Genomic DNA, 10,990 nt, shown 5'->3' with positions numbered 1-10,990 from the left:
TAACGATGGTCACATACATCAGACCATCTCCAAGGACTCCCAGGAAATCGGGGTAACAGAACTGGATGAGACTGTTGATAAACCCGATAAGGAAGAGTACTCCCCAACCTGCAGTCATAACCTGATTGATTCTGATAAATACCGGATCAGTCCATCGCTCCTGGGGAACGTCACGCCTGGCATACTGCATGGTAAAAGGCATTCCTGCAGCGAGTGTTCCGAATGCCAGGAGGGTAAGGACCGCATTAGAGGCGATGCCGATGTAGGGGATCACCACATACTGGTGCAGGCCGATGACTAGGATGCATGCCACCAGGAAATAGATCAACGTCGTCCAGGAGACGATCATCTTCTGCCTGAGATCCTTATAACTGAGTATAATGGTGAGGATCAGGGAGACTCCAAGGGCAATTTCCAGAGATGTAAGTGTGTGACCTGAGAGGATCCCAAAGAGGATCCAGGGCGAGAATGAGAGTAATAACATTAGTGGGTTCATACTATCTGCGACCAGAAAGGTTTGGGGATATAGGTAATAGTAGTATGGGTAACCTCCCCTCTCTTATCTTCGGCAGGATGATCCGGTAATAATCGGTGGGTAGCAGTACCTTATCTGTTGCATCGCCCATGCTCTCTTATGATAGAACTCACCCCAATTGGTATCATCAGTTCACCATACAAAACCAGGCAGGAGGCCCCGCACCAGGGTCGGGGGCGCAATGAGCGTTCTACGATCACGATCTATCCGCAGTTCCGGGATGGTCTTGGGGAGATGATCGGGATATCCCATATCTGGGTGTTGTTCTGGATGGATCGTGCAGAACGGGATCTATTGCTAGCCAGGAGGCCTGATTGGAAGGAGGCCCGCCCTGTCTTTACGATCAGGTCTCCGGCCCGTCCTAATCCGATTGCGCTTTCAATCGGCAGGATCATCTCACTCGATAACGGGGTCATCACCGTCTCCGGTATAGAGGCCCTGGACGGATCACCGGTGATCGACATAAAACCCTACGTTCCAGACCTTGATTGTATTCCGGATTCCGAATTCCCAGCCTTACCCCCTCACGAAGGAACCAGGATCCAAAACGGGCAGACTCCTGAGTCCTAGATTACGCTCTCCAGGATCAGATGCAAAAAAAGTTCAGGTGGTACCGGTCTTCCTGAGAAAACAAGGGATGCAGATCTTCTTCCCTTCATACTCACGGGTTCGTGCATCTGCTACCTGTTCGCCGCAGCACTCGCACGGGATAGAAGCAAATATCTCTGCTTCTGAAGGTGGTTGTACCGTGACTTTCTCTATCGTCACCATCTCTTCCGGATCCAGTGCGAGCATCTTTTTGACGATGGTATGCATCAGAGAATGATACGCTTGTTTCTCCTCATCGGTGGCAGTACCTGAGAAAACCCGTGGTCTCAGTTCATGGAGTGATGCCCGTTCAGGGATATCAGGCTGTTTTGTCTGTATTCTGACTGCCTCTCCGTTTTCCCGGTTGATAAACGTGAAGACATGTTTCCCGTAGTCATGAATGATAAGGTTCCCTTTTCCTGCTGTACATCCGGTAACGACCTGGATTGCGTCAACACCACAGGCATTGGTCTCAGCGATGGCTACCAGTTCCTCGTCCCTGGGCCTGGTAACCCCGAGTGCCTTCATTGCTGCAATGGAAGCCTGATACCCGGTAGCAAGTCCCGGGCACGTATGTCCGTGAAACCGCACCACCTCATCAAATGAGGGATATGGTGATGAAGATCCTGAATTGACTGGCATGCACATACCTGTCTCTTCTGCTCAGGTTCCTCATCTCTTTTTCGGGTTTTCCCGACCTGATCGACAAAATTCTGCAGTACCGGCACCAGGTTTCTATGATCACGAAGGCTGATGCTCATCTGGTTTTACCGTTCCAGTTCTGCAGATATGCCAGTCCTTTCGGGGTAATCTGATAGAATCTCTGATCCCATGAACCGGGTCCGGCATGATCCGAATCCGGGTTGCAACATACGCAGGTGCACCGGGAGTTGTTCTCACCTGGTTCTGTTCCCTTTGAGTGAACCTCACGTATGTATCCCTGTCTGATCATCGCCATGATGACCCCTACCAGAGTTGAGGTGGCGATTCCGGTCTCTCCGGTGATGTGGCGAACCGTAACTGCATCCATTGCCTTTGCCATCACTTCGAGAACCCGCCCGATCTGATCCATATACTGTGATCATCCTGAAGGGAGATGAGTGTTCACCTGAATGTCCGGTCTATCAGCCCTGAACTGATGAATCGGGAGGTTTTATCAGATGCCGGTAATCTCTCCTGATTTTTGTCCGATTTCTCTGGAACCGGAAAAGAGTTATTTCCTCTTTTCAGTACCTATACCTGAGTTATGTATCAGAAACGAATCTTCACGATATCTCTCATAGTTCTGGTACTGGTATCAGTCATCTTTGCGGGCTGTACCTCGCAAAGCCAGGAGAAGGCCACTCTGGCAACTCAGGAAACTGCTCACCCGGAGCGAACGATGGTCCCGGTAGAAACCATCTCATCTCCCGGGCCGACTTCAATCCCCGAAAGTGCCGGTTCTGCAGTTGCGCAGATTCTGAACACCACCCCCAAAGTACACGAACTTATGGTTGCCGGGGATGGAATCTCTCTCTCCTATCCGGATCGGTTTAAACCTATCAGCAACACTTCCCTTGAAAAGATGAGGATTATCGCAGAGCAGGGTGGTATTCACATCCTGACCATCCTGACTGCTACCGATAGCAAAGACTCTGTTCAGGTGACCCGTCAGGATGCAAACGCTACGACTGAAGAGATGTATGCGGAGAAGATGGCGATATCCCGGGAGGTTGCACTGAATGGATCGGTGAACGTGATATCCATGACCTTTGTCAGATATGTGGTCGAAAAACTGACGCTCCCTGATGGGACCGGTGTGGTGAAGATCACGGCTGAGAACACAGACAAGGGAACTGCAGTGACATATCTGTTCTGCAAGCCTGGGATGGTATATAATGTCAACTTCGTATATGACAGTCCTGAACGGGCCGAAAGTCAGAGTTCTGTTCGTGACGCCATACTTCCGACAATTCACCTTGAATAGTTCAGATCAGATCTCACGATGTCCATAACGGGGGTAGCCTGCTCCCGTCCCCATACCCTGATATGACCCCTCTTCTTTTTATTTTTTAGATCCTGAACAATCTGGTTTTTATTGCGTCCCGTCATATCTGCAGATATGAGAGTTGAGCAGATCGCAGGCAGGGGACGTCTGCTGACCTTTGACGACGATATCTCCCTGTACCTGATATCCGGTTCCCGGTTTCACCTGCTCTGTGATACTCATCTCGGCTCTGCATCCATGGATCAGGTCATGCAGTTGCTCGTTGCTGATCCCGGGTTCAGACAGTTGGTACTCTTTAACTCTCATGCTGACTGGGATCATATCTGGGGGAACGGTGCTTTTGATAACCCGGTCATCATCGGGCATGAACAATGCCGGGTGCGGATGCAGGAACGGGGGATCTTTGATCTGAATCTGAATGCCCACCTCCAGAGGGGGAAGGTCGTACTCACTCCCCCAAATCTGACCTTTTCAGAGCGATTGACGTTTGATGACGAAGCGATAGCAATCCGGCACGCTCCCGGCCACACCGAAGACTCATCGGTCTGCTATGATCTCCAGGACCAGGTACTCTACCTGGGTGACCTTGTTGAAGATCCGATCCCCTATCTTGATGCAGCAGATCTTGACCAGTATATCACAACATTGACCTCACTTCTGGATCACCCGGCCAGGATCCTGGTATCTGCCCATTCAGGTCTGGTGAACCGGGATCTGATCCGGCAGAACATCACGTATATCAAAGGAATGATGAGCGGTACCCCTTTCATACCCGCGGATTTCGGATCCTATGAGCCGGTACACCGGTGGAATCAGAATATGCAGATCGTTCACCAGTACTCCCGGATTGCCAGGGAACGATTTGGAGATATGTTCTCCTATGTGGATCTGCTGATGCAGGCCGGTGATCTCCATGAGCAGGATCCCGAACACCTGATCTCTGTACTGACCCGGTATCTGTCATTGCTCATCCCTGTCAACGAAGGGCTTCAATAAGCGTGCCGGTGCCACAGACGAGGATGCAGAGGCCGCATCCGTCACATCGCTCACGGTTCAGAATTACTCCTCCTCCGGTCATGTTGAGTGCCTGATATCCACCGTCCCGACAGGCAGTAATACATCTTCCACACCGGGAACAGATCTCCTGACCACCTACCGCCGGATAGATCCTGACTGACCTGTTCATTGCCTGATGAGTCCGTATCCGGTTCAGTGCCATTCCCCTGATTGCATCAGGTGAACAGTACTCTTTTTCGGTAAGATATCTGGTCAGCCCTTCCCTCATCCCCCTGATGATCCCATATCCGTTCCACATCACCGCAGTGCAGACCTGGACTGCTGCAGCTCCGAGCAGCATGTACTCTACTGCATCCTGCCATCTGCTGACTCCGCCGATTCCCATGATCGGCAACTGAACGGTTCGTGCGATCTCTGACACCATCTTCAGCCCTATCGGTCTGATGGCCGGTCCTGAGTATCCCCCTGGAGTAGCATACCCATCAACCGAAGGCACCGGCGTGAAGGTGTCAATATCCACACCGAGCATGCACTGAACCGAGTTGATTGCAGATATTCCATCTGCCCCTCCTTCTGCCGCTGCTTGTGCTATTACACTGATATCGGTGATATTGGGGGTGAGTTTTACATACACCGGAACCCTGGCAACCGCTGATACCGTTCGGGTAAAGTCTCTTATCAGGGTTGGGTTCTGCCCGATTGATGCCCCGAGTCCGGCTTTAGGGATCCCGTGCGGGCATGAAACATTCAGTTCTATCGCATCACAACCAGCATCCTGTACTGCAATTGCGAGGGTTTGCCAGGTTTTTGGATCGGTGTCTCCCATGATGCTTGCAATCAGCATGTTGTCCGGGAAATCCTGTTTTATTGCCCTGATCTCCTCTACCCAGTACGATATCGTACGCTTACTGAGCAGTTCCACATTCTCAAATCCGTACAGTTCACCACGTACCCCTTTCCATGCCGCAAACCTGGGTGAGAGATCCCTGATATCCATACCATCAGGTCTGATCGTTTTGATTACCGCTCCACCCCATCCTTTCTCAAATGCCCTCCTGATCATCTCTCCTGAAGCCGTGGGAGGACCGGATGCAAGGATAAACGGGTTTGGGAGGGTGAGTGTTCCAAGATTTGTCTGCAGGATGGCGGGTTTTGTCATACTCTGATCTCGGTATCATAACCGAATATCTCTTCTGATTTTACCCGGAAATATGATGATCAGAGCGATTTCGCGATGATTCGTGGATATGATCACTGTTGACCCGGTATGATCCCGGCATGCATCAGGTCTTTCGTGTCAGGTATCAGATCTCTGTGTATTCTGTCTGCCACATACATCCGGTTCATTAAGGAAGGATATTATTCTGTATAGACTAACGATTCTACACTTTTGTTCAGAGCATGGAGGATGAATGGATACCATACTGATGTTGTCAGATCAAGTTCGCCACTGGTTTGAGAATATCAGTATTCTGATCATGCTTCTTCTCCTCTACAACTTCATTCCTGGTCGTATCTACCAGGATAAACGTATTTCGTTCTCGATTCTGGTAGGGCTAATCTTTAGTTTTGCAGCAGTAATGGGGATCTTTGTTCCCTGGACCGGGACAACACATCCCTCAATCGGGTTGAACGGTGTTCTCATTCCGCTGGCCGGGTATGTTGGTGGTCTGTTATCTGCAGGAATTATCACCTGTTTTCTCCTGTTCTTTCGTATCGTGATAGAAGGAGGGAGAGGAGCTACTCCTGATGTGATTATAGCGGTGATGGCAGCAATCGTAGGTTCCGGGTTTTATGCCCTGAGAAGATATCATGCCAAAAGGATCAATCCGTTCTTAGAACTACTTATACTCTCGGTGTTGTTTACCGGGATAACTCAGTCAGTACTGACATTCTTTCCCTTCGATATGGACCACCCTGCTCCTCCCGGATTATTTCCGCACGGTGATACTGAGTATGTCATCTTTTTCGGGCTTCTTCTCCTCGGGATTGTCATTCAGCAGATTGATCGCAAAAAGAATACTGAAGAAGAACTCACCCGGTATCAGGGGCATCTGGAGACGCTTGTTCGTGACAGGACCGTGGAACTCTCTGAGGCCAATGCCCTTCAGCAGGCTACGATAGAATCAACTGCTGATGGTATTGTGGTAATCTCGCTTTCCGGAATCGTGAGCAGATATAACCAGACTGCCAAAAAGATGCTTGATATCAGGTCTTCAGAAGAGATCAACGAGGAGGATCTTGATATTTTCCATCTGCTCCGCTATCATACTGCTGATCCTGATGTAATCAGGGATGATTTCTGGTTGTGTCCGGCAGGAGAGGAGCTCTTCTCGACTGAGATCGTGTTCAGATCAGGCAGGGTGTATGATCTCTCGGTGACCCTGTATCAGGTGGGGGATGCGGTTCGCGGACGGGTGCTCAATTTCAGGGATATTACCGCAAAGAAGCATACTGAAGAGATGCTTATCAGTATGAATCAGAAACTGCTTCTGTTATCGGGAATTATGAGGCATGATATCCTCAATCAGATAACGGCGATGAAACTGTATGTGTATCTGCTCAGAACTGATCCAACTGACCCTGATGCTCCTGAATATCTTAACCGGATGACACAGACCCTCCATCTGATGCAGCAACATGTCGAATCAACCGGGGAATACCAGGATGCGGGTATTCATGAGCCATCCTGGCAGGATCCTTTTGCCGTGTTCCAGAAGGCAACTGCCTCATTCAATGAGCAGCATATCACCTTTTCAACTGCCGGAATATCCGGAGAGATCCTGGCAGATCCTCTGCTTGAACGCGTCTTTTACAACCTGATTGACAACTCAGTACGTCATGGTGGCAGTGTCACCACCATCATGCTTTCTTTCATACACAGGGACCATGAGGTCATTCTGATGTATGAGGATGATGGGGCCGGGATTGCTCTTGATGATAAGGATAAGATATTTGAGAAAGGATTTGGCAAACATACCGGATTTGGCATGTTCCTGATCCGGGAGCTCCTCTCAATTACCGGGCTCTCCATCAGAGAGACAGGGGTTCCGGGTTCTGGGGTCAGGTTTGAGATTCTTATCCCGGAACACGCCTTCAGATATCCGGTATGATGGTGTCCGTTTTCAAAAAAAACTGTTCAGGACTCTGGCAGGCCAGGTCTGATATTAGTAGTTCTCGCACCAGAGTTCAAAGTAACTGAGGGGATGTGAGCATACCGGACAATTATGAGGTGCCTGTTTGTCAGTGTGCACATACCCGCAGTTTCGGCATTTCCACCTCACCTCAGTACTCCTGCTGAAGACCGTTCCCTTCTCTACCTGGGAGAGTAACCTGCGGTACCGGGCTTCATGATCAGCCTCCACCTTCGCAACTGCCCTGAACAGATGAGCAATATCAGGGAACCCTTCTTTTTCAGCAACAGTTGCAGCGTCGGGGTAGAGTGCTCCCCACTCCTCCTTTTCTCCGTCTGCTGCAGCCTTCAGGTTCTCAGCAGTGGTCCCGATCTTTCCTGATGGATATGATGCAGTAATCTCTGCCTCCCCACCCGGGAGTGCTTTGAAAAAGAGTTTTGCATGCTCCTTTTCATTCTCTGCAGTTTCCATGAAGAGCGCTGATATCTGCTCATATCCCTCTTTCTTTGCTACACTCGCGAAGAATGTATACCTGGTTCTTGCCTGTGATTCACCTGCAAAGGCTGCAAGCAACTTCTTCTCGGTCTGGCTTCCTTTGAGTTCCATGGCTTTGTTCCCTGGTATACAGTACTTTTTTCATGGGTAATAATCCTGTATCAAAAGTTCTGATCCTGGATTATTCTTAACCTAGATGCTCCCTTCATATCCGGTGTCGGTATGCCTGGATGAGAAGAAAGCGTATGTAATTCTGCTTATAGATGAGTACCTGTACAATCCGTAACGGTTGTATGGGAAGGTTCAATGAAATCGGATACTCATACCCCTGACGTTCCACCATTGAGAACCTTCTGATAATGATATCCGTGCATTGAAACAGGAATCCTGAATCAGTACATCCATCCAGTACGAAAACACCTCCTGCAGATATCTAACTGATATCCCTGACCTGTCTGGCACATATTTCCTGTCAAAAGTGATGTATCGGATCTGATACGAATCGTTACCCGGGAGTACTGAGCCCACTCTTGTGAACTCCCGGGATAATATCAGATTTCATAGTGACCAATTGCAACTTATTTTTCGTCATGAGATCGCATGGTACTGATCAGGATCCCGGTAGGCGTATTGATACATACCGGATCAATCAGAGGCTTTCATGAATAAGGAGAAACTCATCAGACGGAGGATGCAGGATGCAGAAAAACATCATCGCCTGGGTCATCTTGAACGGGCATCTGAGTTATACGAGTCTGTTCTGAAGATCGAACCCGGTCATGAAGGTGCCAACATCGGGAATTATAAAGCCTCGTCAAACCGATGGCCTTCAGATAAAGCGATATCTGAATCAGATCGGCTTGTTGAATTATTCCCTGAAAACCCGGAAACCTGGATGCTTCGGGGTCTGAGTTATTCAAAGGTCCAGAAGACAGATACTGCAGAAGCCTCGTACCGCCGGTGTATTGCACTTGATCCAGAGAACCATCGTGCGGTTCACAACCTCGGGTCGTTATTGTTTGCATTTGGTGATAAGGACGAAGGTCTCTCTCTGCTTGAGCGTGCGGTGGAACTATCTCCTGATTACGAGATTGGGTACTCAACCCTGGCACTAAGTTACTACCGTTCAGGCCGGTATTCCGATAGTATCAGGGCGGTAGAGCGGGTACTGGACATGATGGATGATGCTCCTGATCTGCAGATCGCGTATGGAGATTCGCTGTATCAGTCAGGAGATTACCCGCATGCACGAAAGATCTTCTCCCATATTGTTGAGCAGACTCTTCTGTCTTCCCAAATGTATGCGATGCTCTGTCCGCTCCTCAAAGAGAGTGAAGGATATCATCATCAGGGTTCAGTGCCAGATGCGGACGTGGATTTCCTAGCTGCCACGTATTACCGTGCGTTCCTTTCCCTTGATACAACCGGGGAGAAAACCCCGATATCAGCGACTGATCTGGAAAAAGTGATAGCCGTAAACCCTGCTCACAGTTATGCCTTATCCGGGCTTGCATCACTTCATAAACTCAATAAGCAGGTACCTGATGCGATCATCCGGGTTGATCAGGCGATCGAACATGATCCCCATAATCTGGTGTTTATCAGGCAGAAGGCATTTATTATCATTGATGACGATCCGGCAGGATCACTGGATATGTTTGAATCCTTATTAGCCCGCGATCCGGCTGATATCAGATCAGCACTTGGAAAATCCTGGGCCTTAAAATCGGTAGGAAGGGACGAGGAGAGTAAGGCACTGCTGAAGAAATTGTCAGAACAGGATCCCGCGTTTATATTCAGTCTGATGAGATCTCCCCTGGGTGGTGGTGATACCCACAGATCAGGGGGGAATAGGGTACGTGCCATGAGTGAGCAGGTCGGGCCGGATGGAGTACGCAGAGTCCTGATTGATTGAACTTTTTCCATCTGACAGAATTAGCACACTCGTCACGAATTGGTGATGATGCTGTGCACGTTGACGAAGAATAGGTTGGACGAAAAGATTAGAGGGACTGGGATGCCATCTCTACATCTTCTTGCTTAATTGTCTTGCGACCTGCATGCTGTGCGAGCTTGTTTGCTTCACGGGCAAGCTGGGCGATGTAGTCTTCTGCCATCTTCACAAGTGCCTCTGCTGCGTCGCTTCCGACACGCTCTGCACCATTCTGCTTTGCAATTCTGGTAACTGCTGCAATTGGTAAGTCTGCCATATTTCCTACCTCTAAAGATAATATCCGGAATAAGATATAAAAGCTATGCTTTCAATCGAGTATTTTGTGATATTGGACCTCATCTCATCATGAATTAAGGGGTTTGTCGAAGACCGGCGCTCCGGGTCGCATATTATTCCAGGATTCTATATCTCGTGTATTTCTAAAAATGGTTCAGATATCATCGTGCATGCTTCATCGTACCCGGAAAAACCATCTGATGTCTCCTTCGCAGAAAACTCCGGCATTCTCCTCCATGCGTGGGATCAGACCTTCTGCCTCATCAGTTCGGTATCTGTTTTCATCTCGTGCTGATCTCTCACCCGGTTTGAGAAACCATTTTACATCTCATAGCAAACTCTCGTTCATGAAGAAGATGTTCCTTATCTGCTGCCTGTTCGCCTGTATTATGGGAGCAGGAAGTGTCTCTGGTGCGGTACCGGTATCTGATACGAACCAGACCAACCTGACCTCTGAAGATATGATGGATCTCCCGAATGGAACATCTATAAACGTCTTTGTGATTATGCCAGTCACAGTAATTATGAACTCGCCCGGCGGTATGCCCCCGCATCATGCATGGGATGGAGGAAACTATACCGGTAATTTCACCGATATGGTGGGTCAGGGTCCGATGAGAGGTCCCGCATTTGGTAATGAATCCAGCAAGGCTGATTTTAAGGAGAAGATGGCTGCTATCAGAAACGGAACTGAACCTGCCCGTCACATCAACAGCACTCCTGAGTCATCAGTTTCGCGTAATCAGACCACGATGGAAAAGCCAAATCTTACAATTACCTGGTAATCCCCTGATATTGATTTCAAATATTTATCATTATGATAGTGATACGGGTATCCCTCCTGTCTCATTGCTTACGACCGGGTAGTGATAGTTCTCCCTGATTGTCACATATATTATTATTTCATCTGTATTCCTGTAGGAATCCCAAATTATTACTATGAAACCAGTTTCTGCGTTCCTCCTTCTCTGTATTGTTTTAGGACTTGGCTCATCGGCCCTGGG

The 10,990-nt window shown here is 49.0% G+C and carries 13 protein-coding genes; 6 read left to right on the top strand and 7 right to left on the bottom strand.

Annotated features, from left to right (window positions below; genetic code table 11):
* The coding region (locus LUQ50_RS05270; protein ID WP_300037252.1) for a hypothetical protein at positions 1-496 on the bottom strand (496 nt) is incomplete at its 3' end.
* A gap of 138 nt (positions 497-634) precedes the next feature.
* Here LUQ50_RS05270 and tsaA point away from each other — a divergent pair.
* Positions 635-1,105, top strand: coding sequence for a tRNA (N6-threonylcarbamoyladenosine(37)-N6)-methyltransferase TrmO (gene tsaA / locus LUQ50_RS05265; protein WP_300037249.1), 471 nt, complete (start codon positions 635-637; stop codon positions 1,103-1,105).
* Positions 1,106-1,138: 33 nt separating this feature from the next.
* On the opposite strand, the gene LUQ50_RS05260 is transcribed toward tsaA, so the two are convergent.
* Positions 1,139-1,765 (bottom strand): FmdE family protein, encoded by a 627-nt coding sequence (locus LUQ50_RS05260; RefSeq protein WP_300037246.1) that lies wholly within the window; start codon positions 1,763-1,765, stop codon positions 1,139-1,141.
* Positions 1,766-1,880: 115 nt separating this feature from the next.
* Positions 1,881-2,195: a hypothetical protein gene (locus LUQ50_RS05255; protein WP_300037243.1), complete on the bottom strand. Its 315-nt coding sequence runs from the start codon at positions 2,193-2,195 to the stop codon at positions 1,881-1,883.
* A gap of 174 nt (positions 2,196-2,369) precedes the next feature.
* Between LUQ50_RS05255 and LUQ50_RS05250 the strand changes: the two genes are divergently transcribed.
* Together LUQ50_RS05250 and LUQ50_RS05245 are read left to right on the top strand one after the other, a co-directional pair.
* Entirely contained in the window at positions 2,370-3,089 is a 720-nt protein-coding gene (locus LUQ50_RS05250) for a hypothetical protein (RefSeq protein ID WP_300037240.1), read from the top strand.
* Between the two features lie 135 nt (positions 3,090-3,224).
* Positions 3,225-4,106 (top strand): MBL fold metallo-hydrolase, encoded by an 882-nt coding sequence (locus tag LUQ50_RS05245; RefSeq protein WP_300037237.1) that lies wholly within the window; start codon positions 3,225-3,227, stop codon positions 4,104-4,106.
* On the opposite strand, the gene preA is transcribed toward LUQ50_RS05245, so the two are convergent.
* Entirely contained in the window at positions 4,087-5,286 is a 1,200-nt protein-coding gene (preA, locus tag LUQ50_RS05240) for an NAD-dependent dihydropyrimidine dehydrogenase subunit PreA (RefSeq protein ID WP_300037234.1), read from the bottom strand. The genes LUQ50_RS05245 and preA overlap by 20 nt on opposite strands.
* Positions 5,287-5,539: 253 nt before the next feature.
* On the opposite strand from preA, the gene LUQ50_RS05235 reads away from it, so the two are divergent.
* Positions 5,540-7,240: an ATP-binding protein gene (locus LUQ50_RS05235; protein ID WP_300037231.1), complete on the top strand. Its 1,701-nt coding sequence runs from the start codon at positions 5,540-5,542 to the stop codon at positions 7,238-7,240.
* A gap of 54 nt (positions 7,241-7,294) precedes the next feature.
* Here the strand turns inward: LUQ50_RS05235 and rbr are convergent, their stop codons facing one another.
* On the bottom strand, positions 7,295-7,867 hold the full coding sequence (gene rbr, locus LUQ50_RS05230; RefSeq protein WP_300037228.1) for a rubrerythrin: 573 nt from the start codon (positions 7,865-7,867) through the stop codon (positions 7,295-7,297).
* A 550-nt stretch (positions 7,868-8,417) separates the two neighbouring features.
* Here rbr and LUQ50_RS05225 point away from each other — a divergent pair.
* The gene (locus tag LUQ50_RS05225) at positions 8,418-9,671 is read left to right on the top strand and encodes a tetratricopeptide repeat protein (RefSeq protein WP_300037225.1); all 1,254 of its coding nucleotides are present in this window, start codon (positions 8,418-8,420) and stop codon (positions 9,669-9,671) included.
* Positions 9,672-9,759: 88 nt separating this feature from the next.
* Here LUQ50_RS05225 and LUQ50_RS05220 read toward each other — a convergent pair whose 3' ends face one another.
* Complete coding sequence (locus tag LUQ50_RS05220; protein WP_300037222.1) at positions 9,760-9,966, bottom strand: histone family protein; 207 nt, start codon at positions 9,964-9,966, stop codon at positions 9,760-9,762.
* A 190-nt stretch (positions 9,967-10,156) separates the two neighbouring features.
* Here LUQ50_RS05220 and LUQ50_RS05215 point away from each other — a divergent pair, with 190 nt between their 5' ends.
* Positions 10,157-10,771, top strand: a complete 615-nt coding sequence (locus tag LUQ50_RS05215; RefSeq protein ID WP_300037217.1) for a hypothetical protein — start codon at positions 10,157-10,159, stop codon at positions 10,769-10,771.
* Between the two features lie 30 nt (positions 10,772-10,801).
* Here LUQ50_RS05215 and LUQ50_RS05210 read toward each other — a convergent pair.
* Positions 10,802-10,990: hypothetical protein (locus tag LUQ50_RS05210; protein WP_300037213.1), on the bottom strand; the 189-nt coding region annotated here is incomplete at its 5' end.

Origin of the sequence: Methanospirillum sp. (genome assembly GCF_028679455.1) — an archaeon.
Classification (GTDB): domain Archaea; phylum Halobacteriota; class Methanomicrobia; order Methanomicrobiales; family Methanospirillaceae; genus Methanospirillum.
This window is presented reverse-complemented; position numbering and strand designations above follow the sequence as displayed.

Excerpts from the sequence above, each read along its gene's own strand:
- LUQ50_RS05250 (WP_300037240.1), top strand. The coding sequence starts at position 2,370 with ATGTATCAGAAACGAATCTTCACGATATCTCTCATAGTTCTGGTACTG.
- LUQ50_RS05215 (WP_300037217.1), top strand. The coding sequence starts at position 10,157 with ATGCTTCATCGTACCCGGAAAAACCATCTGATGTCTCCTTCGCAGAAA.
- tsaA (WP_300037249.1), top strand. The coding sequence starts at position 635 with ATGATAGAACTCACCCCAATTGGTATCATCAGTTCACCATACAAAACC.
- LUQ50_RS05255 (WP_300037243.1), bottom strand. The coding sequence starts at position 2,195 with ATGGATCAGATCGGGCGGGTTCTCGAAGTGATGGCAAAGGCAATGGAT.
- LUQ50_RS05235 (WP_300037231.1), top strand. The coding sequence starts at position 5,540 with ATGGATACCATACTGATGTTGTCAGATCAAGTTCGCCACTGGTTTGAG.
- LUQ50_RS05225 (WP_300037225.1), top strand. The coding sequence starts at position 8,418 with ATGAATAAGGAGAAACTCATCAGACGGAGGATGCAGGATGCAGAAAAA.
- preA (WP_300037234.1), bottom strand. The coding sequence starts at position 5,286 with ATGACAAAACCCGCCATCCTGCAGACAAATCTTGGAACACTCACCCTC.
- LUQ50_RS05220 (WP_300037222.1), bottom strand. The coding sequence starts at position 9,966 with ATGGCAGACTTACCAATTGCAGCAGTTACCAGAATTGCAAAGCAGAAT.
- rbr (WP_300037228.1), bottom strand. The coding sequence starts at position 7,867 with ATGGAACTCAAAGGAAGCCAGACCGAGAAGAAGTTGCTTGCAGCCTTT.
- LUQ50_RS05260 (WP_300037246.1), bottom strand. The coding sequence starts at position 1,765 with ATGCCAGTCAATTCAGGATCTTCATCACCATATCCCTCATTTGATGAG.
- LUQ50_RS05245 (WP_300037237.1), top strand. The coding sequence starts at position 3,225 with ATGAGAGTTGAGCAGATCGCAGGCAGGGGACGTCTGCTGACCTTTGAC.